Source organism: Ruegeria sp. CRTD044 (genome assembly GCF_059613485.1).
In genome coordinates this window covers 254,261-280,074 of the sequence record NZ_JBXWSP010000019.1, presented here as the reverse complement: position 1 = coordinate 280,074, position 25,814 = coordinate 254,261, and the positions used below count along the sequence as shown (strand labels likewise).

At 62.2% G+C, this 25,814-nt stretch carries 29 protein-coding genes; 17 read left to right on the top strand and 12 right to left on the bottom strand.

Translation table 11 applies throughout. The features are described from left to right. The first annotated feature begins 28 nt into the window (after positions 1-28). From AC2FNL_RS17645 to AC2FNL_RS17630, 4 genes are read left to right on the top strand one after another with little or no spacing between them, the layout of a single operon-like run. Complete coding sequence (locus AC2FNL_RS17645) at positions 29-1,240, top strand: NAD(P)/FAD-dependent oxidoreductase (RefSeq protein WP_496834528.1); 1,212 nt, start codon at positions 29-31, stop codon at positions 1,238-1,240. Further along, the gene (gene rsmD, locus AC2FNL_RS17640; RefSeq protein WP_496834527.1) at positions 1,237-1,806 is read left to right on the top strand and encodes a 16S rRNA (guanine(966)-N(2))-methyltransferase RsmD; all 570 of its coding nucleotides are present in this window, start codon (positions 1,237-1,239) and stop codon (positions 1,804-1,806) included. The genes AC2FNL_RS17645 and rsmD overlap by 4 nt, the downstream gene beginning before the upstream one ends. Before the next feature lie 52 nt (positions 1,807-1,858). After that, positions 1,859-2,494 carry an HAD family hydrolase gene (locus AC2FNL_RS17635; protein WP_496834526.1) on the top strand — a complete coding sequence of 212 codons (636 nt, stop codon included), beginning with the start codon at positions 1,859-1,861 and terminating at the stop codon, positions 2,492-2,494. Positions 2,495-2,517: 23 nt separating this feature from the next. Then, the gene (locus tag AC2FNL_RS17630; protein WP_496834525.1) at positions 2,518-2,697 is read left to right on the top strand and encodes a hypothetical protein; all 180 of its coding nucleotides are present in this window, start codon (positions 2,518-2,520) and stop codon (positions 2,695-2,697) included. Here AC2FNL_RS17630 and map read toward each other — a convergent pair. After that, positions 2,685-3,497 carry a type I methionyl aminopeptidase gene (gene map, locus AC2FNL_RS17625; protein WP_496834524.1) on the bottom strand — a complete coding sequence of 271 codons (813 nt, stop codon included), beginning with the start codon at positions 3,495-3,497 and terminating at the stop codon, positions 2,685-2,687. The genes AC2FNL_RS17630 and map overlap by 13 nt on opposite strands. A gap of 228 nt (positions 3,498-3,725) precedes the next feature. On the opposite strand from map, the gene AC2FNL_RS17620 reads away from it, so the two are divergent. After that, positions 3,726-4,211 (top strand): hypothetical protein, encoded by a 486-nt coding sequence (locus AC2FNL_RS17620; RefSeq protein WP_496834523.1) that lies wholly within the window; start codon positions 3,726-3,728, stop codon positions 4,209-4,211. Between the two features lie 64 nt (positions 4,212-4,275). Here the strand turns inward: AC2FNL_RS17620 and sfsA are convergent, their stop codons facing one another. After that, positions 4,276-4,980, bottom strand: a complete 705-nt coding sequence (gene sfsA, locus AC2FNL_RS17615) for a DNA/RNA nuclease SfsA (RefSeq protein ID WP_496834522.1) — start codon at positions 4,978-4,980, stop codon at positions 4,276-4,278. Positions 4,981-5,030: 50 nt separating this feature from the next. Here sfsA and AC2FNL_RS17610 point away from each other — a divergent pair, with 50 nt between their 5' ends. From AC2FNL_RS17610 to AC2FNL_RS17595, 4 genes are read left to right on the top strand one after another with little or no spacing between them, the layout of a single operon-like run. After that, a complete protein-coding gene (locus AC2FNL_RS17610) occupies positions 5,031-5,753 on the top strand; it encodes a competence/damage-inducible protein A (RefSeq protein WP_496834521.1) in 723 nt (240 codons plus the stop codon). Continuing rightward, a complete protein-coding gene (locus AC2FNL_RS17605) occupies positions 5,750-6,460 on the top strand; it encodes a GNAT family N-acetyltransferase (RefSeq protein ID WP_170405999.1) in 711 nt (236 codons plus the stop codon). Before AC2FNL_RS17610 ends, AC2FNL_RS17605 begins: the two co-directional genes overlap by 4 nt. A 12-nt stretch (positions 6,461-6,472) precedes the next feature. Further along, positions 6,473-7,045: a peroxidase-related enzyme gene (locus AC2FNL_RS17600; protein ID WP_170360556.1), complete on the top strand. Its 573-nt coding sequence runs from the start codon at positions 6,473-6,475 to the stop codon at positions 7,043-7,045. After that, entirely contained in the window at positions 7,042-7,941 is a 900-nt protein-coding gene (locus AC2FNL_RS17595; RefSeq protein ID WP_496834520.1) for an OmpA family protein, read from the top strand. The genes AC2FNL_RS17600 and AC2FNL_RS17595 overlap by 4 nt, the downstream gene beginning before the upstream one ends. Before the next feature lie 56 nt (positions 7,942-7,997). Here the strand turns inward: AC2FNL_RS17595 and AC2FNL_RS17590 are convergent, their stop codons facing one another. Next, a complete protein-coding gene (locus AC2FNL_RS17590) occupies positions 7,998-8,903 on the bottom strand; it encodes a LysR family transcriptional regulator (protein WP_093964122.1) in 906 nt (301 codons plus the stop codon). Between the two features lie 229 nt (positions 8,904-9,132). Between AC2FNL_RS17590 and AC2FNL_RS17585 the strand changes: the two genes are divergently transcribed. After that, positions 9,133-9,570 carry a DUF4399 domain-containing protein gene (locus AC2FNL_RS17585; protein ID WP_170341071.1) on the top strand — a complete coding sequence of 146 codons (438 nt, stop codon included), beginning with the start codon at positions 9,133-9,135 and terminating at the stop codon, positions 9,568-9,570. Positions 9,571-9,695: 125 nt separating this feature from the next. After that, entirely contained in the window at positions 9,696-10,628 is a 933-nt protein-coding gene (locus AC2FNL_RS17580; protein WP_496834519.1) for a glycosyltransferase family 8 protein, read from the top strand. Between the two features lie 108 nt (positions 10,629-10,736). Here AC2FNL_RS17580 and AC2FNL_RS17575 read toward each other — a convergent pair whose 3' ends face one another. Continuing rightward, positions 10,737-12,764, bottom strand: a complete 2,028-nt coding sequence (locus AC2FNL_RS17575) for an FAD-dependent oxidoreductase (RefSeq protein ID WP_496834518.1) — start codon at positions 12,762-12,764, stop codon at positions 10,737-10,739. 135 nt (positions 12,765-12,899) lie between these two features. Here AC2FNL_RS17575 and AC2FNL_RS17570 point away from each other — a divergent pair, with 135 nt between their 5' ends. Together AC2FNL_RS17570 and AC2FNL_RS17565 are read left to right on the top strand one after the other, a co-directional pair. Continuing rightward, a complete protein-coding gene (locus AC2FNL_RS17570; RefSeq protein ID WP_496834517.1) occupies positions 12,900-13,385 on the top strand; it encodes an RNA pyrophosphohydrolase in 486 nt (161 codons plus the stop codon). 96 nt (positions 13,386-13,481) lie between these two features. Further along, positions 13,482-14,408, top strand: coding sequence for a DMT family transporter (locus AC2FNL_RS17565; RefSeq protein WP_093964126.1), 927 nt, complete (start codon positions 13,482-13,484; stop codon positions 14,406-14,408). 248 nt (positions 14,409-14,656) lie between these two features. On the opposite strand, the gene AC2FNL_RS17560 is transcribed toward AC2FNL_RS17565, so the two are convergent. From AC2FNL_RS17560 to nth, 4 genes are all read right to left on the bottom strand, one after another. Further along, positions 14,657-14,947 (bottom strand): hypothetical protein, encoded by a 291-nt coding sequence (locus AC2FNL_RS17560; RefSeq protein ID WP_496834516.1) that lies wholly within the window; start codon positions 14,945-14,947, stop codon positions 14,657-14,659. A 108-nt stretch (positions 14,948-15,055) separates the two neighbouring features. Continuing rightward, entirely contained in the window at positions 15,056-15,277 is a 222-nt protein-coding gene (locus tag AC2FNL_RS17555; protein ID WP_496834515.1) for a hypothetical protein, read from the bottom strand. A gap of 67 nt (positions 15,278-15,344) precedes the next feature. Next, positions 15,345-16,334, bottom strand: coding sequence for an adenosine kinase (locus AC2FNL_RS17550; protein ID WP_093964127.1), 990 nt, complete (start codon positions 16,332-16,334; stop codon positions 15,345-15,347). After that, positions 16,331-16,975 carry an endonuclease III gene (gene nth, locus AC2FNL_RS17545; protein WP_040633580.1) on the bottom strand — a complete coding sequence of 215 codons (645 nt, stop codon included), beginning with the start codon at positions 16,973-16,975 and terminating at the stop codon, positions 16,331-16,333. The genes AC2FNL_RS17550 and nth overlap by 4 nt, the downstream gene beginning before the upstream one ends. Before the next feature lie 132 nt (positions 16,976-17,107). On the opposite strand from nth, the gene AC2FNL_RS17540 reads away from it, so the two are divergent. Then, positions 17,108-17,959 (top strand): methylated-DNA--[protein]-cysteine S-methyltransferase, encoded by an 852-nt coding sequence (locus tag AC2FNL_RS17540; protein ID WP_496834514.1) that lies wholly within the window; start codon positions 17,108-17,110, stop codon positions 17,957-17,959. A 177-nt stretch (positions 17,960-18,136) separates the two neighbouring features. Continuing rightward, positions 18,137-18,571: a glyoxalase superfamily protein gene (locus AC2FNL_RS17535; RefSeq protein WP_496834513.1), complete on the top strand. Its 435-nt coding sequence runs from the start codon at positions 18,137-18,139 to the stop codon at positions 18,569-18,571. Between the two features lie 62 nt (positions 18,572-18,633). Here AC2FNL_RS17535 and AC2FNL_RS17530 read toward each other — a convergent pair whose 3' ends face one another. Further along, on the bottom strand, positions 18,634-20,073 hold the full coding sequence (locus AC2FNL_RS17530; protein ID WP_496834512.1) for an aldehyde dehydrogenase family protein: 1,440 nt from the start codon (positions 20,071-20,073) through the stop codon (positions 18,634-18,636). Between the two features lie 217 nt (positions 20,074-20,290). Here AC2FNL_RS17530 and AC2FNL_RS17525 point away from each other — a divergent pair, with 217 nt between their 5' ends. Continuing rightward, complete coding sequence (locus tag AC2FNL_RS17525) at positions 20,291-20,941, top strand: peroxiredoxin (protein ID WP_093964131.1); 651 nt, start codon at positions 20,291-20,293, stop codon at positions 20,939-20,941. Between the two features lie 54 nt (positions 20,942-20,995). Here the strand turns inward: AC2FNL_RS17525 and AC2FNL_RS17520 are convergent, their stop codons facing one another. Continuing rightward, positions 20,996-21,691, bottom strand: a complete 696-nt coding sequence (locus AC2FNL_RS17520; RefSeq protein WP_496834511.1) for a type 1 glutamine amidotransferase domain-containing protein — start codon at positions 21,689-21,691, stop codon at positions 20,996-20,998. A 133-nt stretch (positions 21,692-21,824) separates the two neighbouring features. Between AC2FNL_RS17520 and AC2FNL_RS17515 the strand changes: the two genes are divergently transcribed. Further along, positions 21,825-22,712 carry a LysR family transcriptional regulator gene (locus AC2FNL_RS17515; RefSeq protein ID WP_496834510.1) on the top strand — a complete coding sequence of 296 codons (888 nt, stop codon included), beginning with the start codon at positions 21,825-21,827 and terminating at the stop codon, positions 22,710-22,712. Here AC2FNL_RS17515 and AC2FNL_RS17510 read toward each other — a convergent pair. Both AC2FNL_RS17510 and pnp read right to left on the bottom strand, forming a co-directional pair. Beyond that, positions 22,709-23,440, bottom strand: a complete 732-nt coding sequence (locus tag AC2FNL_RS17510) for a glycosyltransferase family 25 protein (RefSeq protein ID WP_496834509.1) — start codon at positions 23,438-23,440, stop codon at positions 22,709-22,711. The two genes, AC2FNL_RS17515 and AC2FNL_RS17510, sit on opposite strands and share 4 nt — an antisense overlap. 91 nt (positions 23,441-23,531) lie before the next feature. Further along, positions 23,532-25,682: a polyribonucleotide nucleotidyltransferase gene (gene pnp, locus AC2FNL_RS17505; RefSeq protein WP_496834508.1), complete on the bottom strand. Its 2,151-nt coding sequence runs from the start codon at positions 25,680-25,682 to the stop codon at positions 23,532-23,534. Between the last annotated feature and the right edge of the window lie 132 nt (positions 25,683-25,814).

Sequence of the window (25,814 nt, the reverse complement as noted above, 5' to 3'; positions counted from 1 at the left end):
CATGGGAAATCGACAGGGGGCGGACCAGATGAGCCATATCGTCGTGATCGGAGCCGGACAGGCGGGGTCATCCCTGGTGGCCGGGCTGCGCAAGGGCGGGTTTGATGGGGCGATCACCCTGATCGGGGCGGAACCCGTGCTGCCCTATCAGCGCCCGCCCTTGTCCAAGGCCTATCTGCTGGGCGAGATGGATCTGGAACGGCTGTTCCTGCGCCCCGAGAGTTTCTATGCCGAGAATGACATCACCCTGCGGCTGGATCAGCAGGTGACGGCGATCGACCCGGTGGCCAAGACCGTGACCATCGGCGACGAGGTGATCTCCTACGACCAGCTTGCCCTGACCACCGGCTCGCACCCGCGCCGCCTGCCTGCCGCCATCGGCGGAGACCTGACGGGCGTGCATGTGGTGCGCACACTGGCCGATGTGGACGCGATGGCCCCCGCCGTGACCGAAGGCGCCCGGGCGCTGATCGTCGGCGGCGGCTATATCGGGCTCGAGGCCGCGGCCGTCTGCGCCAAGCGCGGCGTGCAGGTGACACTGGTCGAGATGGCCGACCGTATCCTGCAACGTGTCGCCGCACCCGAGACCAGCGACTATTTCCGCGCGCTGCACAGCGCGCATGGGGTGGACATCCGCGAAGGCGTCGGGCTTGACCGGATCACCGGCACGGATGGCAAGGTCACCGACGCGGTGCTGGGCGACGGGACGGAACTGGCGGTCGATTTCGTGGTTGTCGGCGTGGGCATCACCCCGGCCACCGAACTGGCCGAACTGGCCGGGCTCGAGATCGAGAACGGCATCAAGGCCGATGCGCAGGGCAGCACCTCTGACCCGTCGATCTGGGCCGCCGGCGATTGCGCCTCGTTCCCCTACAAGGGGCGGCGCATCCGTCTGGAAAGCGTGCCCAACGCGATCGACCAGGCCGAGGTGGTGGCGCAGAACATGCTGGGCGCGGGCAAGGATTACCTGGCCACGCCGTGGTTCTGGTCGGACCAGTATGACGTGAAACTCCAGATCGCCGGGCTGAACACGGGCTATGACCGCGTCGTGACCCGACCGGGCGAGGGGGCGACCACCTCGTTCTGGTATTACCAGGGCGATCAGTTGCTGGCGGTGGATGCGATGAACGACCCGCGCGCCTACATGGTCGGCAAGCGCCTGATCGACGCGGGGAAAACCGCCGATCCGGCGGTGGTGGCCGACCCGGCAGCGGATTTGAAACCGCTGCTCAAGGCGTGAGGATCATCGCCGGAGACTTCCGGGGCCGGGCGCTGGCCTCGGTCGGCAAGGGGGATGCAGGCGCGCATCTGCGCCCCACCACCGACCGGGTGCGCGAAAGCCTTTTCAACGTGCTGAACCACCTGATCGACTTTGACGGGCTGCGGGTGCTGGACCTGTTCGCCGGCACCGGCGCGCTGGGGCTCGAGGCGCTGTCGCGCGGTGCGGCGCATGTCACCTTCGTCGATGACGGGCGGGTGGCACAGGGGCTGATCCGCAGGAATATCGACCTGACCCGCAGCGCCGACCGAACGACCTTGATCCGCCGCGACGCGACGCGACTGGGCGAAAACCCCGGCGCCCCCTATGACCTGATCTTCCTCGACCCGCCCTATGGCAAGGGTCTGGGGCAAAAGGCGCTGGCGGCGACCGCGCAAAATGGCTGGCTGGCTGATGACGCGCTGGTGGTCTGGGAAGAGAACGCCCCGATGGCCCCGCCCGAAGGCTTTGCGCTGAACGATGCGCGCAAATACGGCGACACCCATATCTCGCTGATGTGGCGGGACCCCGCCAGGGGTCCGGCTTGAGCCTGCGTTTCCCCCGGGTTAGGCAGGTGCGAAACCTGCGACGGAGAGCCCAATGCACGATCTGGTGATCTTTGATTGCGACGGTGTGTTGGTCGACAGTGAAACGATCTCCAATCAAGTAATGGTCGACAACCTGGCCGGGTATGGGCTGAACCTGTCCCTGCAAGACTGCATGTCAATGTTCGTGGGCGGCACCATGTCAGGCGTCCGGGACACGGCGCGCAAGATGGGCGCTGACCTGCCCGATGACTGGACCGAGCAGATCTATGCGCAAATCTATGATGTGCTGCGCGCGGGTGTTCCCGTGATTCCGGGAATCCCCGAGTTGCTGCGCCATCTGGACGAACAGGGCACCCCTTTCTGTGTGGCCTCGAACGGGCGTCGCGAGAAGATGCAGATCACCTTGGGGCAGAACGGGCTGTGGAACATGTTCCAGGACGTGGTCTTCTCGGCCCATGAGGTCGGCAGCGCCAAGCCCGAGCCGGGGTTGTTCCAGACCGCAGCCCGACATTTCGGTGCGAAGTCGCCCGTCGTCATCGAGGACAGTGCGAACGGTGTGACCGCCGCGATCCGGGCCCAGATGAGGTGCCTTGCCTATGCGCCGCACGATGACGGCGCGCGCATGGCCGGGCTTGGGGCCGAAGTCATCCGTCACATGAAGGACGTGCCGCGGCTTTTGGGTCATTGACCGGCCTGTGCTAGACTGCGGTCATGGATCGCGCACTCTCACGCCCGCTCTGGCCCGCCCGGTTCGAGGCGCAGGCCACCTCAGGACCCGAGCCACAGCCTCTGCCCGCACCCGTGTTCATTCAGGACGCGGTGACGCCTTGGGGCCCGGACACCCTGCTGCTGAAGCTTCTGCGCGATCAGGCCGCCGATCAGGAGGAGTAGGTCGGGTGGAACTTGCCGCCCGGTGACAGGGTAAAGATATCTACCCCGTCCGCCGTCACACCTACAGAGTGCTCAAACTGCGCCGACAGCGACTTGTCGCGGGTCACGGCGGTCCAGTCATCGGCCAGCGTCTTGGTCTCGGGGCGGCCCAGATTCACCATCGGCTCGATGGTGAAGAACATGCCCTCTTCCAGAACCGCGCCGGTGCCCGGACGGCCATAGTGCAGCACGTTGGGCGGCGCGTGGAACACGCGGCCAAGCCCGTGCCCGCAGAAATCGCGCACCACGCTCATGCGGTGGGCTTCGACATAAGACTGGATCGCGTGGCCGATGTCACCGAAGGTGTTGCCCGGCTTGACCATCTCAATGCCTTTGAACAGGGCGTCGTGGGTCACCTGGATCAGCCGCTCGGCCTTGCGCGGCAGCTTTCCGGCCACGTACATGCGCGACGTGTCGCCGAACCAGGCGTCGACGATCACGGTCACGTCGATATTCAGGATGTCGCCATCCTTGAGCTTCTTGTCCCCGGGAATCCCGTGGCAGACCACGTGGTTCACGCTGATGCAGCTGGCGTGCTTATAGCCTTTATAACCGATAGTGGCCGATTTTGCGCCGGCGTCCTCGACCATCTGGGTGATGATCCGGTCGATCTCGCCGGTGGTCTGGCCGGGAAAGACATGCTCGGCAATGTCATCGAGGATGCGCGCCGCCAGAGCCCCTGCCGCGTGCATGCCGGCAAAGTCAGCCTGTTCGTAGATGCGGATACCGTCCTTCGTCAGACGGCCACGATGCTCTTTCATTCGTGCGGGGCTCCAAAAAATTCTGCGCAGCATCCCTTCTACGCTGCTTGTGCAGAAAGTACCAGAGGGCGCAGGGTCGCGGGTGCCTGCCGGGGCAAGTACAACTCTTTTCGACAGATCAATGCAGCAGGTTCTTCATGCACGCAGCGGGAAATTCCATAGCCGTTTAAAAATGCCCACGTTTTTGCTAGGGTATCAGTATTGATCAAAGCAAATTTGGAGAATGCAATGGCCTATCACGTTAATCGCGAATTATTTGCGAATGTTGTCGAAGCTGCAGTGCTGGACGAAGAGTTTAGAGCCAGATTATTGGATAACCCCAGTTCAACAATGAATAGCGTTGGAATGTGTGTCCCTAATTACTCGATTGGAGAATTCAATGAGGTTTTCCGGAATCGTGTTGATCCACTTTTGGCGGAGGCACAACGAATTCTGCAGGCCAATATGCCGCTGTCCGTCAAAAACCTACCAAGTTTTTCCTGCGCGGCCTGTACAGTAGCGGCCTGGACGGTGGCCGCCATAATCGTCGCCGTTGTCGCAGCCGGAGTCGCAACTCTTACTTTGACGTCTGCGCCTGTCATAGCGTTGGCGAGTTTTGTCGGGACTTCGGCCTTAGCTGCGCTGGTGTTCATTCAATCACTCGGTGCAACCATCGGAGGCGGAATTCTGGCAGTTGCAAAGGCTATTTGCACTTGGATTGGTGCGTGCCCGTAGTCAACGAAGTTCACACATTGTCGATAGTCAGGGTTGCGCAGTTGCAGCGAGAAATCAGCGCAGCTTAAGCTCTATGGGAAAATGCTTTGTCCAAAGTAACCCCTTCCGGCGAAATCCGAGTCCCATATACTAGTCTCTCTACTCCCTTTGCTTGAGCGATTTCGAAATTTGCCGCATAGGCCGGGTCGATATCGGCGGCCAACGCGAATTTGCGGCAATCCGTGCGCTGAACAAGGTAGAGCATGATGGCCCGGTGTCCTTGCGCCGCCATTTCGGCCAGTTCCCCCAGATGCTTGGTGCCCCGTGCGGTGACGCTGTCGGGGAATTCGGCCAGCCCCGGTTCGCGCGACAGGGTCACGCTTTTGACCTCGACATAGGCGTCTGGCAGACCGGGTTGCGTCAGCAAAAAGTCGATGCGGCTGTTCTGGCCGTATCTGACCTCGGGCCTCACGGTTTCATAGGCGGCCAATGCAGGGATTTCCCGGGCTTCGAGCGCCGCCCGCAGCGCCCGGTTGGGCAACGAGGTATCGACCCCGGTGAAATGGCCGTTTTCATGATCGACCAGCCGCCAGCCGAATTTGAGCTTTTTCCTCGGGTCGTCATTGGGCTCAAGCCAGATCTTTTCGCCCGGTTCGGCCAGACCCATCATCGAACCGGGGTTGGCGCAATGGGCCGTTACCTCGCGCCCGTCATCAAGCCTGCAGTCGGCCAGAAAGCGTTTGTATCGGCAGATCAGGCGGGCGGGCACAAGAGGGGTTTGAAAGCGCATGGTTCCGGGCCTATACCTGCCGCAAAGGTCGATCAAGAGGAGAGCGTGCCATGCCCAACCCAACCGCCGCAATGCTGGTGATCGGGGATGAAATCCTGTCCGGCCGAACCCGCGACGCCAACATGCATTTTCTGGCGCAAGAGCTGACCAAACACGGCATCGATCTGAAAGAGGTCCGCATCGTCAGCGATGACGCACCCGCAATCGAGGCCGCCGTCAAGGCGCTGTCGCAGGGCTATGACCATGTGTTCACCAGCGGGGGCATCGGCCCCACTCATGACGACATCACCGCCGATTGCATCGCCCGCGCGTTCGGGGCGCATATCGATGTGCGCGACGATGCCCGCACCCTGCTGCAGGCGCATTACGACCAATCGGGGTTGGAGTTGAACGAAGCGCGCCTGCGCATGGCGCGCATCCCTGACGGGGCAGCGCTTATCGAAAACCCGGTTTCCACCGCGCCAGGTTTCACACTGGGAAATGTCCATGTGATGGCCGGCGTCCCATTGGTTTTCCAGGCGATGGTGGCCAGCGTGTTGCCCACCCTGACCGGAGGAAAACCGTTGTTGTCTCAGACCTTGCGGGTCAACCGGGGAGAAGGTGACATCGCGGCGACCCTGGCCGCGGTGGCCGAGGAATTCGGCGACGTGTCGATCGGGTGTTACCCGTTCCAGGTCAACGGCGCCTTCGGGGCCAATGTGGTTGTTCGGGGTACTGACGGGTCGCGTATCGATGCGGTCACAACGCGACTGGCCAAGGAGCTTGGCCTGTGACGGTAGACTGGGCGGCAGTGGTCGATGGCACATGGCCCGCCGCGCGGTACATGCAGTTGGGTCCGTTCCTGCTGCGCGAAGGGCAGGGGGGCGGCTCGCGCGTGTCGGCGGCCAGCCGTATCGGCCCGGTCACCCCGCCGGATATCGACGCGGCCGAGGCGGCCATGCAGGCGATGGGCCAGAAACGCATCTTTTGCCTGCGCCCGGGTGATGAGGCACTGGATGAAATGCTGGCCGCGCGGGGCTATGATATCCTCGATCCGGTCAACATCTATGCCTGCCCGGTCGCGCGGCTGACCGACCAGCCGGTGCCACCGGTCACCGTGTTTACCCTGTGGGAGCCGTTGGCGATCATGCGCGAGATCTGGGCCCAAGGTGGCATCGGGCCTGCCCGGCTGGCCGTGATGGAACGGGCAACAGGTCCGAAAACCGGACTGTTGCTGCGTCACCGCGATCAACCGGCCGGCACCGGTTTCGTGGCCATCCACGACGGCACCGCCATGCTGCATGCGCTCGAGATCGTGCCGGCGCACCGCCGACAGGGGCTGGGCCGCTGGGCGATGCGCGCCGCGGCCTTTTGGGCGCTGGACAATGGCGCGCATACCCTTAGCGTGATCTGCACCAAGGCCAATACCGGCGCCAACGCGCTCTACCACTCTCTGGGGATGGAACGCGTCGGAGAGTATCACTATCGCCAGCTGGTCTGAGAGGAGACAGACGTGACCGATCGAGACATGCCCACCGCGCTTGACCTGCCAATGGTGGATCCGCTGCCGCCCGAGACTCAGAAATACTTCGATATCTGCGTCGAGAAGCTGGGCATGGTCCCCAACGTGCTGAAGGCAAACGCCTTTGACATCGACAAGCTGAACGCGTTCACGGGCATGTACAATGACCTGATGCTGGCGGACAGCGGGCTCAGCAAGCTGGAACGTGAGATGATCGCGGTCGTGGTCTCGTCGATCAACCGGTGCTTCTATTGCCTGGTTGCCCATGGTGCCGCCGTGCGTCAGCTGTCAGGTGATCCCAAGCTGGGTGAAATGCTGGTGATGAACTACCGTGTGGCGCCTCTGGATGCCCGTCAGCGCGCGATGCTGGACTTCGCTGCCAAGATGACCACAGCCAGCGCCGAGATCGAGGAACCGGACCGACAGCGCCTGCGCGATGCGGGGTTCACCGACCGCGACATCTGGGACATCGCAAACGTTGCGGGCTTCTTCAACATGTCCAACCGGGTCGCCAGTGCCACGGCGATGGTGCCCAATGACGAGTATCACGCGCAGTTTCGATGATCCGATTTACTGTCCTTCTTTTCTGTCTGATCGCGGGTCCTGTGGCGGCGCAGGACCTGTCGCTGCCGGCGAGTGCGCGACAAATCAGCCAGCGCGTCAGCCCGTTGGACAGCTACCAAGTGCCGACCGGCCCGTTTGCAGACAACGCCGTTCCCGCGCGCACGGTCGAAGGCCGGATCGAGCGCACCACATGGCGGCTGCAGGCCGGTTCCAGCACGACGCTGCAGATCCTCGACCCGCTGCGGGATCAGCTCAAGGCGCAGGGTTTTGAGATCGCTTTCGAATGTGAGGCCCGCACTTGCGGTGGGTTCGACTTCCGTTTTGGAACCGAGGTGGTGCCGACGCCCGACATGTATGTGGCAATCAATGATTATCGATTTCTGTCAGCCACTCGCGGAGCCGAAGCCCTGACCTTGCTGATCAGCCGAAACCAGCCCGACGGGTATGTGCAGATGATCCGCGTCACTCCGAAGGGTCAGACCCCACCGCCGCTGGTGGTCGAGGAAACGGTGATTGGCAGCGACGGGCTGGTTGCCAGCCTAGTGCGGGATGGTCACGTGATACTCGGCGATCTCAGCTTTGAGACGGGCGAGGTCGCCTTGGGGGCCGGGCCGTTTGAGTCGCTGGGCCTGCTGGCCGGCTACCTGGCCGAGACCCCCGGCGCGCGGCTGGCGCTGGTTGGGCACACCGACGACACCGGCGACCTGCAGGCCAATATCGAGGTCAGCACACGCCGCGCCCAGGCTGTCCGTGCGCGATTGATCGAGGCACATGGAGTGGCCGAAGACCGCGTGCAGGCGCAGGGTGTCGGCTACCTCGCCCCGATCGTTTCGAACGCCACCCCGGAAGGGCGCGAACAGAACCGCCGGGTCGAGGCTGTTCTGCTGTTGAACTGACTACGAAAAAAAGCCCGCGCAATTTGCGCGGGCCGGTCAGTCTTCACTGGGAGGTCTTACCAATCCATCGGACCTTTTTCGGCAAAGGACTCGACAAGGAAATCAATGAACGCTCGCACCTTTGGCTGGGTGAACCGGCCCGGCGGGTACACCGCATAGACACCCTGGACTTCGTCCGGCAGCGACGGCATCGCGTCGACCACCTGGCCGGATTTCAGCGCGTCCGCGTAGAGATAGCTGGGCAGATAAGCGATTCCGAGGCCCGAGATGGCCGCATTCAACAGGGATTGACCGTCGTTCACGCTCAGCCAACCGGCCGTGCGCACCTGCCTCTTCTCGCCCGAGGGCGCGGTCAACTTCCAGACGTTGCCCGAGGACTGGCTGGAGTAATGCAGCAGCTTGTGTTCGTTGAGGTCATCGATCTTTGCCGGCCGCCCGAACTTCTCGATATAGCTGGGGGCCGCAACCATACGCTTGACCGTCTCGGTCAGCTTGCGCGCGCGCAGGGTGCTGTCTTCCAGCTCGCCGATGCGCACGGCCACGTCGAACCCTTCGGAAATCAGCTCGACATAGCGATTGTTCAAGACCATGTTCACGGTGATGTCGGGATAGGCCGCCAGGAAACCGGACAGCACGGGCGACAGGTGGTTCACCCCGAAGTCAGTGGCCACACTGATGCGCAGCAGACCTGAAGGCGCCGATTGCATCGACGTCACCAGCGCGTCGGCTTCGCCCGCATCATTCAGCACACGGCGTGCGCGGTCGTAATAGGCCAGCCCGATCTCGGTCGGCGACACGCGGCGCGTCGTGCGGTTCAGCAAACGCGCGCCCAAGCGGGCCTCCAAGCTCGACACGTGCTTTGACACGGCTGATTTGGAAATGCCCATCTTTTTGGCCGCGTCGGTGAAACCGCCTTGGTCCACCACGTTGGCGAAGGCCTCCATTTCTGTCAGTCGGTCCATTCTCGTTCCCCAGGTCGTCTGTTCGTTGACCGACCATCGCCTCCAATCTGGGCGGAAACTGGGCAGACATGGGATAATATCAGGGTTTTGAATCGGATCGTTTGCGCTTCGGAAACGCGGAAACAGTGGTTTCCCGCCTGCATCCGCCCCCTGTTTGCGTGTTCTTTTCTGGTTATCTCTCGCAACGTGCTAAAGTCAGAATGGCATTTTTGTGACCAGGGAGGAGATCATGAAAGCCATTCTAGCAACTATTTTTTGCCTGTTTGCCCCCTTGGCCTGGGCCGGAGGGGAGACACCTTCGAACCCCGATGCCGAGGTCTATTTCGTCAACCTGTCGGACGGCGACACGGTAACGTCACCGGTGACGGTGGTATTTGGACTCCGCGGTATGGGCGTTGCGCCAGCCGGGACCGAAAAGGAAAACACCGGCCATCACCATTTGCTGATCGATCGCCCCCCATTGGGTCAGGGTGAGGACGGGGCCGACGAACTGGCATATGGGCTGCCGGCCGATGACAACCACCTGCATTTCGGTGGTGGTCAGACCGAAGTCACGTTGGAGCTTGCCCCCGGGACGCACACGTTGCAACTGGTCCTGGGCGATGCGGGTCATGTGCCTCACGCGACGCCGATCGTTTCCGAGGTGATAACGATCACTGTGGAATAACCCGGACCGGTCAACCGCAGCGCCGGGACCAACCCGCCGAGAGCGGCGGGACGGTTTCGGTTTGATTACATGTGCTTGCGTCGCCTATACACGATTCTGATCGGGGGCGGAGCCATGGTATTTGAATGAACGTTGTTTTTGGGGTCGACCGGAACTTTCTGTATCCCGCATTGCTGTCGGCCTATTCCGTGGTCAAGAACGCCAGCCGGCCTGTTGACGTTACCGTTTTCGGTCAGGATTTTACCGCACAAGACATCGCAGCCGTCGACCAGCTGGATCGTGCGGTCGACAACGGCACGGTTTGTTACCGGGAGTTCCAGTCCGAAACGCTCGGCCGGTTTTCTGAGTTCAAGACGAAATACCCGAAAATCACGCTGCTGCCGTTGTTTCTGCCCGAATTCTTTTCGGGCCGGTGTCTGTTCATTGACGCCGACACTCTTGTGCTGGGCGACGTCTGCGAGTTGCAGGAGCTCGACATGAGTGGCCACGGGATCGGGGCCTGCGTCGACATGGGATTGGTCACGTTGGGCGAAGGCCGCTTTCTGCGCCCATCCCTGCAGAGTGTTCTGAGACCGGGGCACGAACACCAAAAGTCGGTCACACGCGTTTTGCGCAGCATCCGGTTGGGCTTTCTGCCCGGCGAGAACTACTTCAACGCGGGCATCCTTCTGATGGATTGCGAAGCGATCCGGAATTCACCCGCGGGCAAGGAGCTGGGCAATTTCGACAAGCTGATCCCGCATATCCACGATCTGCCCGAGCAGGATCGGATGAACCAGATTTTCGCGGGCCAGTGGCTCAGACTCCCTCAGCAATGGAACACGCGACCGCAGATTTGGTACGACGCGCACAGTCCGAAATTCCGGCATACCTCTGCCGAATTTCGAAACCAACTGAAACAGGCAAGCCGGAACCCGAAGATGTGGCACTATATCGGAGGCAAGAAGCCCTGGCGCGCGAAGCCGGCGTCACAGATTCTGCTGCGCCGCGCCTTTCGGGATTACCAGGAATACCTGGTACGGTTCGAGGACGAGACAGGTCTAACTTTTTCCGTATAAGGCGCGGAACTGGCTTAACTCACAAGAAAGCCGCCAGGGCATCGCTCGGGTGGCTTTCTTGTGTCTTAGCGCCCGCGCGTTGGCGGCAGTGGACGGAACGGGCCTTCCCTACAGTGCGGCCGCGAGCCTTGTGCCTTGATTGATCGCCCGCTTGGCGTCCAGTTCGGCCGCCACATCCGCGCCGCCGATCACATGCGGGGTGATCCCGCGTTCGATCAGCGCATCGGCCAGCGACCGCTCGGGCACCTGTCCGGCGCACAGAACGATCGTGTCCGCCTTGATGACGGTCGGGTCGGCGCGCTCTTCTCCGAACGAGACATGCAGCCCCTCGTCGTCGATGCGCTCATAGTTCACGCCGCCCACGAAGTTCACATCCTTCATCTTCAGTGTCGCGCGGTGGATCCAGCCGGTGGTCTTGCCAAGCCCCTTGCCATGCGCCTGTTTCTTGCGCTGCAGCAGCGTGACCTGCCGCTTGGGCGCCTCGGGCTGGGGGCCTTCGGGCGCGAGGCCAGAGCGGTGCTGTTCAGGGTCGGCGACGCCCCACTCCTTCATCCACAGCGGCAGGTCGGTGGTGGGCGAATGGCCTTCTTCCAGCAGGTATTCCGACACGTCAAAGCCGATGCCGCCCGCGCCGATCACCGCCGCCGACTTGCCCACCGGGGCCTTGTCGCGCAGCACGTCGATATAGTTCACGACATTGTCGCGATCCTGGCCGGGGATCTGCGGGTCGCGCGGGTTGACGCCGGTGGCGATCACCACCTCGTCGAACCCGGCCAGATCATCGGCACCAACCTCGCGGCCCAGTTCCACCTTGACGCCTAGCGTGTCCAGCATGGTGCGATACCAGTCCACCAGCCCCCAGAATTCTTCCTTGCCGGGCACCTGCTTGGCCATGTTCAACTGGCCGCCGATCTCGTCGGCCTTGTCAAACACGGTCACGTCATGGCCGCGATCCGCCGCCGTCATCGCGGTGGACAGGCCCGCCGGACCCGCACCCACGACGGCCACGCGCTTGGGCGTGTCGGTTTTCTCGATCACCAGCTCGGTCTCGTGGCAGGCGCGCGGGTTCACAAGGCAGGAGGTCAGCTTGCCGCTGAAGGTGTGATCCAGGCAGGCCTGGTTGCAGGCGATGCAAGGCGCGATCGTGGCCGAATCGCCGGCTATCGCCTTGGCCACGAAATCCGCATCAGCCAGCATCGGCCGCGCCAGCGAGACCATGTCGGCGCAGCCCTCGGCCAGCACCTGCTCGGCCACTTCCGGCGTGTTGATCCGGTTCGAGGTGATGACCGGAATCCCCACCTTGCCCATCAGCTTCTTCGTCACCCAGGCAAAGGCCGCGCGCGGCACCGAGGTGGCGATGGTCGGAATCCGCGCCTCGTGCCAGCCGATGCCGGTGTTGATGATCGTCGCCCCGGCCTCTTCGATCCGCTGCGCAAGTTCCACCACCTCTTCATGGGTCGAACCATTCGGCACAAGGTCGATCATCGACAGCCGGTAGATGATGATGAAATCGGTCCCCACCGCCGCGCGGGTGCGGCGCACGATTTCCAGCGGCAGGCGCATGCGGTTCTCATAGGATCCGCCCCAGCGGTCGGTGCGCTTGTTGGTATGGGTCACCAGGAACTGGTTGATGAAATACCCCTCGGACCCCATGATCTCGACCCCGTCATAGCCCGCCTTCTGGGCCAGCACGGCGGCGTTCACGATGTCGCTGATCTGCTTCTCGATGCCCTCTTCGTCCAGCTCGTTGGGGGGGAAGGGCGAGATTGGCGACTTCACCGGACTGGGGGCCACGCATTTCGGGCCATAGGCATAGCGGCCTGCATGCAGGATCTGCATGGCGATCTTGCCGCCCGCCTGATGCACCCGGTCGGTGACGACGGAATGATTGGCCACATCCTTGTCGCTGGCCATCATCGCCGCCCCCGGCAGGACCGAGCCTTCGAGGTTCGGCCCGATGCCGCCCGTCACCATCAGCGCCACGCCACCACGTGCGCGCGAGGCATAGAACTCGGCCACCCGGTTCCAGTCGCCGGTTTCTTCCAGCCCGGTATGCATCGAGCCCATCAGGACCCGGTTCTTCAACGTGGTAAAGCCCAGATCCAGAGGGGCCAGCAGGTTCGGGTACGCAGTCATCTTGAAACTCTCCCTCAATTCGGGCCCGACAATCGCGCCGCACCGCGCCGGTGTCACGCGAAACCTGACGTCACCCCCTTTGCCGCCGCTTTGCCAGTTGCTACAGCTTGGCCAACCACATTACGAGGCCCGCCCATGACCCCAGAACAGATCGCCAAACTGCCCTATCGCCCCTGCGTCGGCCTGATGCTGATGAACGATCAGGGTCAGATTTTCGTCGGCCAGCGCAATGACCGGTTCGAGGACGCCTGGCAGATGCCCCAAGGTGGCGTGGACGAAGGCGAGACCCCGCGCGCGGCGGCGCTACGCGAGTTGCAGGAGGAAATCGGCGTCACCCCCGACCTCGTGGAAATCGTGGCCGAGACCGACGACTGGCTGCCCTACGACCTGCCGCATGACATCGTACCCAAGATCTGGAAGGGCCGCTTCCGGGGGCAAGAGCAGAAATGGTTCCTGTTGCGGTTCCTGGGGGAAGACGACCAGATCAATATTCAGACAGACCACCCTGAATTCACCCGCTGGAAATGGCAGGACCCCGACCGTCTGATCGCCGAGATCGTGCCCTTCAAGCGCGAGGTCTATGAGCGGGTAATGGAGGCGTTTCGGAGGTATTTGGGGTGAACTAGAACTCGGTCAAGCGGGTTCCGGGTTGCGGACAAGGTGCCTAGTCCATGGAACTCTGTTATGGATTTCGCGAACCTGTGCTAGCCCTTGTTCATGGCAAAGACCTCAACACAAACCGGACCGGCTATTCCCTATGCGCTTGCGGTTGCAGGCGTTCTTTTCGCGTCGATCTGCTTTGGGCTGGTGCCCTATTTCAGCAGAGGGCTGACGCAGCAGGGCGTCGCACCCTATGCCGTCGCATTCTACCGCTACATCGTCGCGGCAATTCTGCTGCTGCCCGTTCTCGTCATGCACCGCAAAGCTTGGCGCGAGATTTGTTGGGGCCTTTCGGCAGGAGCCGTGATGGGACTTGGGTGGATTGGATACGTAACCGCTTTGGAGGCCTTGCCCGCGTCAACCGTGGGCGTGCTCTACATGACCTATCCGGTTTTTACATTGGTCATTGCCTGGGCGCTTTTCTCTGATCCAGCCACGCGGCGCGCCTTGCTCGCTTCTGGCCTTATCGTTCTGGCGGCAATCATTGCTGGTTCGCCCGCATCCGTGTCCCCACAACACATACCTACTCTTTTAGTGGCACTGGCGGCCCCGTTCGGCTTTGGTTTCGGTATTTGTGTTTTGGTCCACAGGCTGTCCCGCATCGCGCCGCTTGCGCGCATAGCCTCGGTTTCCTTGGGATCGGTTCTTGGGCTCCTGCCGCTGATGCTGAGTGCCGATGTGCAACAGTTGCTCCCGGAGGGGCAATCCGACTGGATCTTGATCGTCGGGATCGGCCTGGTCACGGCGCTTGTGCCGCAGCTCATCTACACGATCTGCTCGCCGTTGATCGGCGCCTCTAAAACCGCGGTCGTCGGAAGCATAGAATTGCCAACGATGTTCGTGGTCGGATTTGTTGCTTTTGGCGAAGCAATCACGGCGCCCCAAGCCATAGCCTGCGCTTTGGTTCTTGGAGCGATCGCAATCACCCGAAGCCGAACGACACGCACCTTGACCACCGTGATCGCGAACGAACCTAAAAAGTAGGTTTGACCTCAGACCAACCCTTCTTTCTGCAACATCTCCAGCACGTTGGTATCCGGCCGCGACGATCAGACCGACATCGAAACGGCCGCGAGTTCAACCGCTGGACATGGCAGGACCCCAACCGCCTGATCGCCGAGATCGTGCCCTTCAAGCGCGCGGTCTACGAGCGGGTGAGGGAGGCGTTTTGGCGGTACTGGGGGTGAAAAGTCTTGTTTTGCTCAGTGCCGGGAAACCATTGACGTAGGATTTTAGCCTGCGTTCTTTTCCGAAATTAAGTCACCATAGAGAAAAGACACTGGCCAGCATTTGGTGCCTCTTCCCGGCTCATATTCAAATAGAAGGAAAGCGTTGGCAATATTCCGGTGCGGTCGAATAGAAATCGTATCGAGCCATTCTTTCGCCGTATCGAAACGCAGCCAAGTTTCTGCGGTGTGAATCAACAAAACGTCAATTTGAATTCCACGTTGTTGGTATTTTTCCCCCTTGTTGCGGATGAGTTCGTTAAGTTCGGAGATAAGTCGACACTTCGTCCACTGCATGTCCTCAAACAATGGCCGCATGTATGGTGACTCACCGTTTGAGGCGCGCCGCTTATGATTGGGGTTAATAAGCTGGACCAGTTCAACACTCAGGCGACGGCCCGAAAATTAAACGAAGCAATCGGGCGGGTCATGTGGATTTTGCTCTGGCTCGCCAACAGCTAATCCAAATTCGGAGGCGACCGCTCGTCGCCATTCGTTTGCAGTACTCACTTCCACTATGGCTTTGTCTTCAGGCGTTTCATGATTAAAAACTCCGCCATAGCCATGTGATTTGTTCATGATCCGCGCCCAGCGGCAGAGCTCCTCAGAGTCGTCTGGGTTGGTCAACTTAGATTCTCACTTCTTTAGCTAAGACTTGTGAATGGCTCGTGGCAACTTATTGCTTACATAGCAATCACACCAACCCTTCTTCCCGCAACAACTCCAGCACGTTGGTATCCGGCCGCGGGCCGATATGGCTGATCACTTCTCGGGCGCAGACGTTGCCTATTCTGGCGCAGGTTTCATAGTCGCGGCCCGTCGCCATGCCGAAAAGGAACCCGGCGGCGAACTGGTCGCCCGCGCCGGTGGCGTCCACCGGCACAACTTTCTCGACCGGTACATCGATGCGCGTGCCGTCGTGCAGAACCGTCACTCCATCGCCCGAACGGGTGCAGACTACTAACGGGCAGATTGCAGCGGTCTTGGCCAGCGCCTCTTCCAGGTCATCGGTCTCGAACAGCGATTTTATCTCGGCCTCGTTGCCGATCACGAAATCCAGTTCGTGTTCGATCAGCAGCAGGAAATCGGTGCGGTGACGCTCGACGCAGAACGGGTCGGAAATGGCGATGCCGGTCTTGCCGCCGCCGTTGCGGCAGTCGCGCGCGGCCTCGAGGAAGGCGGTCTTGCCCTTCTCCTTGTCGAACAGATACCCCTCGAGGAACATGATCTGGCTGTTGCCCGCCACCTCGGCCGGCACGTCCGTCGAGGACAGTTCGGACGAAATCCCCAAATAGGTGTTCATCGACCGTTCGCCATCGGGCGACACGAAGATCATCGAGCGCGAGGTCGGCAGCTCGCCCCCAGGCACCGGCGGGTTCACGAAATCCACGCCGTCCTCGTTCATCGCATCGGCGTAGAACCGGCCCAGCGCATCATCGTGCACTCGCCCGATGAAGGCCGCGTCCAGTCCCAGAGCACCCGCGCCCGCGATGGTGTTGGCCACCGAACCGCCCGGGGTCTGCACCCGGTTTTCCATGGCCGCATACAGCACCTCGCCGCGTTCCCGCTCGATCAGCTGCATGATGCCCTTCTCGATCCCCATCATCTCGAGAAAGCTGTCGTCGGCCTGAGAGATGACGTCCACAACGGCGTTGCCGATGCCGGTCAGGTGATAGGTTTTCATAGGGTCTTGTCCTCGAATTGGCACAGGTCGCGGATCAGGCAGGTGCCGCATTGCGGTTTGCGCGCCTTGCAGTGGTACCGGCCGTGCAGGATCAGCCAGTGATGGGCGTGAAGCTGAAAGTCCACAGGGATATTGTCTTCGATGGCGCGTTCCACGGCGTCCACGTCCTTGCCGGGGCAGATGCCGGTGCGGTTGCCGACGCGAAAGATATGCGTGTCGACCGCCTGCGCCGGGTATCGCCACCACATGTTCAGCACCACGTTCGCGGTCTTGCGCCCGACGCCCGGCAGCGACTGCAGCGCGGCGCGCGAGTTGGGGACCTCGCCGCCGTATTCCTCGACCAGAATGCGCGACATTTTTATGACGTTCTTGGCCTTCTGGCGGAACAGGCCGATGGTCTTGATGTGCTCGATCAGCCCCTCTTCGCCGAGGTCGAGCATCTTCTGCGGGGTATCGGCGATCTTGAAGAGCGCGCGGGTAGCCTTGTTGACGCCTGCATCGGTTGCCTGCGCCGACAGCGCCACGGCGACGACCAACGTATACACGTTCACATGCTCAAGCTCGCCCTTGGGTTCGGGGTCGGCCTGCTGGAACCGGGTAAAGATCTCGCGGATCGTGTGATAATCAAGCTGCTTTGCCATCCGGGCCTTAATGCCGCCCGCGGTGCCGGGTGACAAGCCCAAAGCCCGCTGCACCGGCAATGCGCAAGTTTCGGGTCGCACCGTCGGGCCCGGCCCGGCTAGGATGGGGCAAGCCACAGCAAGGTGAATGCCATGAACGTCCAGACATCCGAATCCGGTTACCACTACAACGTGATGCGGCGCGCGATCGAGCTGATCGACCAGGGCGGCGAGTCGCTGCCGCTGGAAGAGCTGGCCCGCCAGATGGACATGAGCCCCGCTCATTTCCAGCGCCTGTTCTCGCGCTGGACAGGCGTGTCGCCGAAACGCTACCAGCAATATCTGACGCTGGGCCATGCCAAGGCGCTGCTGCGCGAGCGCTTCACCATGCTGGAGACCGCGCACAGCGTCGGTCTGTCCGGCAGCGGCCGCCTGTACGACCTGTTTCTGAAATGGGAGGCGATGAGCCCCGGCGAATTCGCCCGCAAGGGCGCGGGGCTGACCATCTATTGGGGCTGGTTCGAAAGCCCTTTTGGCCCGGCGCTGGTGATGGGCACGGCCAAGGGCATCTGCGGCATGGCCTTTGCCGCCGAGACCGGCGAAGAGGCCGCGATGCAGGACATGCTGTCGCGCTGGCCCCTGGCCGACTATGTCGAGGATCCGATGCGCCTGCGCCCGTGGGTTCTGTCGGCCTTCGGCGCGGCCAGCGACCGGCTGGAGCCTACGCCGTTGTACCTGATCGGCTCACCCTTGCAGATCAAGGTGTGGGAGGCGCTGATGCAGATCCCTTCGGGCCAGGTGACGACCTATTCCCAGATCGCGCAGGCCGTGGGCACGCCGCAGGCGGTGCGGGCGGTGGGCACGGCGGTGGGCCGCAACCCGGTCAGCTGGCTGATCCCCTGCCACCGTGCGCTGCGCAAATCGGGGGGGCTGGGCGGCTATCACTGGGGGTTGCCCGTCAAACGCGCCATGCTGGCCTATGAGGCGGCGCAGGCCGATGCCTGATTGACTAAGGCCCGCGCGCCTGCCACAAGGCGCGCAGGTTCGGGTCTCCTGCCGCTCGCGGCCTTATGGCTTTGGTGAAACCCGGTTCAAACCACATCTGTTGCCCTTTCCCGGCGCGCGGATGGCAAGGCGAGCCCCGTCCAATACTCGCGCCCGTTCATGGAAACGAGGCAAGACATGACACAGACCCAAAACATCGCCCCCGTGGGCGAGCTGAAAGTGCAGGCCAAACGCCTGCGCGAGAAACTGCGTGGCGCTGGCGTGGCCCTGAGCCATGCGCAATCGCTTGAGATGATCGCCCATCAACACGGCGCGCGTGACTGGAACACGTTGCACGCGATGGCCGGAAACCGGCTGCACCTGAAGGTCGGAGACCGCGTGCGGGGCACCTATCTGGGCCAGCCCTTTACCGGGGAAATCCGCGGCCTGACGATGCTGGGCGACGGTGCGCAGCGGCGGATCACCCTGCAGTTCGACACCCCGGTCGACGTGGTTACCTTTGACAGCTTCTCCTCATTCAGGCAGCGCGTCAGCGGTCAGATCGGCTGGGACGGACGGTCGGCCCGTCACACGTCGAACGGCGAACCACAACTGGTGGTGCGCCCGGCCTGACGCAAACGGGGCAAGGCGCCTGTCCGCGCCTTGCCCCGCATTTTTGCGTTCCCGTGCCGGGTTTATTCCGGGGTCCAGCCGCTGACGGCTTTGACCTCGAGGAAGTCCTCAAGTCCCCAGACACCGCCTTCACGCCCGTTGCCGGACTGTTTCATGCCGCCAAAGGGCGAACCGGCAGCGCGCGATTGGCCGTTCATCTCGACCATGCCCGAGCGCAAGTGCTGCGCCATGCGGTTGGCGCGGGCACCGTCCTGCGTCTGAACATAGTTGGTCAGGCCATAGGGCGTGTCATTGGCGATCTCGATGGCCTCTTCCTCGGTGTCAAAGGGGATCATCGTCAGGACCGGGCCAAAGATTTCCTCGCGCGCGATGGTCATCTGGTTGTTGGCGTCGGCAAATACGGTGGGGCGCACGAAATAGCCTTTGTTGAACCCTTCGGGCCGACCGGGACCGCCGGCGACCAGGCGCGCACCCTCGTCGATGCCTTTCTGGATCAGGGCTTGAATCTTGGTCCATTGCAGCTCGTTCACGACGGGGCCGATATGGCGGCCTTCCTGCTTCGCCGGGCCCACGGTGACCTTGTTGGCCACCTCGGCCGCGGTTTCCACCGTTTGGTCATAGATCGGACGCTGCACCAGCATCCGGCTGGGCGCGTTGCAGCTCTGACCGGTGTTGTTCATCATGTGCAGCACGCCACGCTTGACCGCCTTGTCATCGGCATCGGCAAAGATCACGTTGGCGCCCTTGCCGCCTAGCTCCAGATGCACCTTCTTCAGCGTGTCGGCGGCGTTCTTGGAGATCGCCGTGCCCGCACGGGTCGAGCCGGTGAAGCTGACCATGTCGACGTCGGGGTGGCCCGAAAGCTGAGTGCCCACGCCGGCCCCGTCCCCGTTCACAAGGTTGAAGACACCGGCGGGGAAGCCCGCGTCGTGCATCATCTCGGCAAAGATCATCGCGTTCAGCGGGCTTTGCTCGGACGGTTTCAGAACCATGGTGCAGCCCGCGATGGCCGCCGCGCCCACCTTGAGCGTGATCTGGTTCATCGGCCAGTTCCAAGGGGTGATCAGCGCGGCGACGCCGACCGCCTCGTAGATGATCCGGTCATTGGGGGCGTGATCGCCCAAGGGGCGTTCGAACTGGAAGTTCTTGGCCGCACGCACGAAATTCTTCAGGTGCCAGATGCCGGCGCCCACCTGCTGGGTGCGCGACATGTCGATCGGCGCGCCCATCTCCATCGACATCGCCTGCGCGAGGTCTTCGGCACGGGTGGGATAGATCTCGATCAGCTTTTCCACCAGCGCGATGCGCTCTTCGACCGGCGTGGCCATCCAGCCCGGCAGCGCCGCCTTGGCCGCCGCCACGGCCGCGTCGGTATCGGCCTGACCGCCCAGCGAGATCACCGTGCAGGGCTCCTCGGTCGAGGGGTCGATCACTTGAAAATCATTGGGCTGGCTGGGGGCGACCCACTGGCCGTTGATGTAAAAGTCGCGTTTCTCGATCATGGCGTGTCCTCTTGATCCGCATTCATTCGACCGCGCGGTCGGTTTTCTGGGGCACTCTGTCACTGCGGCCCCCTTGGGGCAAGGCAATTCTGGAAATTTGATCAAATTATTGATCGCACGTTTTTTGCCCCTGTACCACATCAATGGTTTAACCTGAGGGCAAAGTGATTAGGTTTGCACCAACCGACTCGGGTTTTCACAGGAAAGGAGATGCATCATGGGTTTGCGCATCAACGATACCGTCCCTAATTTCACCGCTGAAACGGACCAGGGCACCATCCAGTTCCACGACTGGATCGGCGACAGCTGGGCGATCCTGTTCTCGCACCCCAAGGATTTCACTCCGGTCTGCACCACCGAGTTTTCGGCCGTGGCGCAGTTGAACGACGAATGGGCCAAGCGCAACACCAAGGTGATCGGTGTTTCGGTCGATGGAGTCGAGGACCACAAGAAGTGGAAGAAGGACATCGAGGCCTATGGCAAGGCCAACCCCGGCTTTCCGATCATCGCCGATGACGGACTGGCAGTGTCCAAAGCCTTCGACATGCTGCCGGCCGAGGCATATCTGCCCGACGGCCGAACCCCGGCAGACAGCGCCACGGTGCGCTCGGTCTTCATCATCGGGCCGGACAAGCAGCTGAAACTGTCGATGACCTATCCGATGACCGTGGGCCGAAACTTTGCCGAGATCCTGCGCGCGCTGGACGGCCTGCAAATGAGCGCCAAGGGCGTGGCCACTCCGGCCAACTGGGTGCCGGGCGAAGACGTAATCATCCCGCCGTCGGTTTCGAATGACGAAGCCAAGGAGAAGTTCGGCGAGTTCGAGACGATCTTCCCCTATCTGCGCAAGACCAAAGCGCCGAGCTGACGCAAAGAAGGGGCGGGGCGCATCACGCCCCGCCCTGTTCCGCATTGAACGTCCTCAGGCCTCAAACGCCTCAAGCACTTTCCTCGCAACCGCAGCGGACGAAGCCGGGTTCTGCCCGGTGATCAGTTTGCCGTCCTGCACCGCGTGAGGTTGGAACGGCTCCACCTTGCTGAACTGTGCGCCCCGGTCCTTCATCGTATCCTCGACCAGCAAAGGCACGATATTCGTCAGGCCGACGGCGTCTTCTTCTTCATTCGTGAAGCCGGTGACGGTACGACCCTTGACCAGCGGCGACCCGTCCGCGGCCTTGGTGTGCGCCAGAACGATCGGGGCGTGACACACGGCGCTGACCGGTTTCCCCGCTGACCAGAACGTCTCGATCAGATCAATCGATTTCTCATCCGACACAAGGTCCCACAGCGGCCCGTGCCCACCGGGATAGAAGATCGCATCATAGTCCTGGGCGTTCACCTCGGACAGTTTGACCGTGTTGGCCAATGCTGCCGTCGCTTCGGGGTCGGCCTCGAACCGGCGGGTATCGTCGGTCTGGCTGTCGGGTGCGCTGCTTTTGGGGTCCAGCGGCGGCTGCCCGCCTTTGGGCGAGGCCAGCGTCAGTTCCGCCTCGGCATCCTTGAACACGTAATACGGAGCGGCCAACTCCTCGAGCCAGAACCCGGTCTTTTCTCCGGTGTCGCCCAGCTGGTCATGCGATGTCAGGACGATCAGAATGTTCTTTGCAGTCGAAGCCATGTGTTTTCTCCTAGTTCGGCCGGTACGCCCGGCCCGTGTCTTGTGTGATCGGGATATATGGCTGTTGCCGCTTGTTGATTAGTGTCGAATTTGGCAAAGCATTATTGCTGACATGTAATAATGAGGTTGCGAAATGGCGCATTGGGACGGGCTGGAAGAATTCCTGATGGTGGTCGAGACGGGCGGCTTCACCGCTGCGGCCCGGCGACTTGGGGTTTCGGCCAGTCATGTCTCGCGCCAGGTCGCCCGGCTTGAGGATCGTTTGGGCGTCAAGCTTTTGGCGCGTTCGACCCGCGTGGTGCGCCTGACCGACGCCGGACGCGACTATCACGCGCGGGTGACCGGGCTTGTGGCGGGTCTGGAAGAGGCGAACCAGTCGGCGGCAGGGGATCGGGCCCAGATCGCGGGGCGCATTCGCGTGTCGGCCGCCGGGCCATTTGCGGAACAGTTCGTGGCACCGGCATTGGCACGGTTCGCAAGCCTGCACCCCAACCTCTCGGTCACGATCGACTTCAATTCGCGCCTTCTGAACCTGACCGAAGAAGGCTTCGACTTTGCCATCCGCTATGGCCAGCTAACGGAGAGCGGGTTGATCGCGCGGCGGTTTGCAACCCGACGGATGGTCTGCGTTGCCGCGCGCGGCTATCTCGACCGGCACGGAAGGCCAACCCATCCGGCCGACCTGCGGCATCATCAGTGCCTGATCACCAACAATGACCGGTGGGTATTCCGCGACCCCGGCTCGGGCGACCCGATCGAGGTTCGGGTGCATGGCCGGTGGCAGGCCAACAACCCGCACGCCGTTCTTTCTGCCGCGCGGCAAGGTCTGGGGGTCATGTACGCGCCCGAGATTTTTTTGGGCGCGAAACGCCCCCCTGAGCTAGAGCCGATACTGCAGGGGTACGAAGACCCAAGCCGTGCGAGTTGGATCGTCTATCCTGAGCGTCGTCATCTGCCGCTGCGGGTGCGCCGAGCGATGGATTTCCTGGTCGAGGAACTGGGCGACGCGGTGCCCGACTAGGCGGGACGCTGCGGATGCAGGTGCAGTTGCGCGCGATAGGCAGCCCGCTTGAATTCGCGGGTCAGCTTGTCGGTCAACGGCGGTTTCGTCTGGATCGTCGAGCCGCCGATTTCACGGGCCACTTCCTGATTGCCGCTGCCCAACAGCGCGTGGACGGGCTGGCCCGTGATCCAGTGCATCTGCAGGAACGTGTCCACCGGGCGGTCAATGTGGTCGGTGGCCGCCAGCAGACGTTCCGCCGCCTTCCGTCCCACCACCTGACAGACGCATTGCAACCCTATGACCTTGGGCAGGATCAGACGAAGGCCGTCGCGCTCAGCTAGGGTCTGGGCTGCGGTTTCGCGCTGCTTGACTGGGATGCGGATGTAGTGATCAGGGGTCGCGATCGGGCGCAATAGATCCAGTGCAGCGTTCATCCGGTCGGGATCGACGCGCAGATCATCCTCGGCGGTGATGGCCAGATCGATCCCCTCGTCGACCATTTTGCGCCAGATCCGACGGTGGCTTTCGAAGACGCCGATCTCGGCCGGGCGCAGCGCGAAGGGGTAGTGCGGGCGGTGCAGGTTGCCCGGATGCAGCGTGACCCCGGCAATCTGCGCCGGATCGCGCCCATTGACCGCTTCGATCAGCTCGGCACTGGGCAGGTCGGCGCAGAGCTGCTCGGCATTGGGGCGGCGCGCGGTGCTGGAGGACATATGGATGATGAAGGATCGCATGGTGTCGTGCATAGAACAGGGCTGCGGCCCGGGAAAGGCCCAGGGAAAACAAAAAGACCCCGGCCGGAACCGGGGTCTTGGATTTCGCAAAGGGTAGGGCGGGTTATTCCGCGCCTTCCTCTTTCTTTTCTTTCTTCTCGGGCACGATCTCTTCGCCGGTTTCCTGATCGACGCATTTCATCGACAGGCGGACCTTGCCGCGATCGTCGAAGCCCAAGAGCTTGACCTTCACTTCCTGGCCTTCCTTCAAAACGTCCGAAGGGTGGTTCAGGCGACGGTTTTCGATCTGGGACACGTGGACCAGACCGTCACGTTTGCCGAAGAAGTTCACGAAGGCGCCGAAATCGACGATCTTAACGACTTTACCGGTGTAGACCTGACCTTCTTCCGGCTCGGCCACGATCGAGTGGATCATCTCGTAGGCTTTCTTGATCGACTCACCATCGGGCGATGCAATCTTGATGATGCCGTCATCGTTGATGTCGACCTTGGCGCCGCTGGTTTCCACGATCTCGCGGATCACCTTGCCGCCCGAGCCGATCACTTCGCGGATCTTGTCGGTCGGGATCTGCATGGTCTCGATGCGCGGGGCGTGGACCGAGAACTCGGCGGTCTCGCTCAGCGCCTTGCTCATCTCGTTCAGGATGTGCAGACGGCCGTCCTTGGCCTGAGCCAGGGCTTTCTCCATGATCTCGGGCGTGATGCCGGCGACCTTGATGTCCATCTGCAGCGAGGTGATGCCGTTTTCGGTACCCGCAACCTTGAAGTCCATGTCGCCCAGGTGGTCTTCGTCACCCAGGATGTCGGTCAGAACGGCATAGTCCCCGTCGTCTTCCAGGATCAGACCCATGGCCACACCGGCCACCGGAGCCTTGAGCGGAACGCCCGCATCCATCATCGACAGCGAACCGCCGCAGACCGATGCCATCGAGGACGAGCCGTTCGACTCGGTGATCTCGGACACCACACGAATGGTGTAGGGGAAGTCGGTCGGAGCCGGCAGAACCGCTTGCAGGGCGCGCCATGCCAGTTTGCCGTGGCCGATTTCGCGGCGACCGGGCGAACCGACGCGACCCACTTCGCCGACCGAGTAGGGCGGGAAGTTGTAGTGCAGCAGGAAGTTCGATTTGAAGTTTCCGTGCAGCGCGTCGATGAACTGCTCATCGTCACCGGTGCCCAGCGTGGTCACGGCCAGCGCCTGGGTTTCACCACGGGTGAACAGGGCCGAACCATGGGTCCGCGGCAGCAGGCCGGTTTCGGCCACGATCGGGCGCACGTCGGTGGTCGAACGACCGTCGATCCGCTTGCCGCCCTTCACCACGTCGCCGCGCAGGATGCCGGCTTCGAGCTTTTTCATCGCCGAACCCAGGTTCGAGTCCTCAAGCTGCTCTTCGGTCAGAGCGGCCTTGATGGCCTCGCGCGCAGCGGCGACCGCTGCGGTGCGCTCTTGCTTGTCGGTGATTGCGAATGCGGCACGCATCTGCTCTTCACCGGCAGCTTTCACGGCAGCGTACAGCTCCGAGTAGTCGGGGGCTTCAAACGCAAAGGGCTCTTTCGCGGCGTCTTCGGCCAGCGAGATGATCAGGTCGATCACTGGCTGAATCTGTTCGTGCGCGAAGGTCACGGCACCCAGCATCTCGGCTTCGGTCAGCTCGTAGGCTTCCGATTCCACCATCATCACGGCGTCTTTGGTGCCGGCAACAACCAGATCCAGACGCTGTTCAGGGTTCAGGCGAAGGTCCTGCATGTCGTCGACGGTCGGGTTCAGGACGTACTCGCCATCCACGAAACCAACGCGGGCACCGGCGATCGGTCCGCGGAAGGGCGCGCCCGAGATGGTCAGGGCCGCCGATGCGGCGATCATCGCCACGATGTCGGGGTCGTTGACCAGATCGTGGCTCAGCACGGTGCACATCACCAGAACTTCGTTCTTGAACCCGTCCACGAACAGCGGACGGATCGGACGGTCGATCAGGCGCGCGGTCAGCGTCTCTTTCTCGGTCGGACGGGCCTCGCGCTTGAAGAAGCCACCCGGCACCTTGCCGGCGGCATAGTATTTTTCCTGATAGTGCACGGTCAGCGGGAAAAAGTCCTGACCGGGCTTCTGCTCCCGGGCAAAGGTCACGTTGGCCATGACGCTGGTTTCGCCCAGCGTGGCAATCACGCTGCCGTCGGCCTGACGGGCAACCTTGCCGGTTTCCAGTGTCAGCGTCTCTTCGCCCCACTGAATTGATTTTTTCGTTACATCAAACATAAGCGTATCCTAGATGGGAGCACTCCCGCCCCTGCGGGTCTCCCGTTTTGCGTGGCGGCCCCATTGCCGCCGACCCCAATTTATCTTCCATTCGAGTGCCGGGGTCAGGGCACAACGTCTCAGATACCGCGC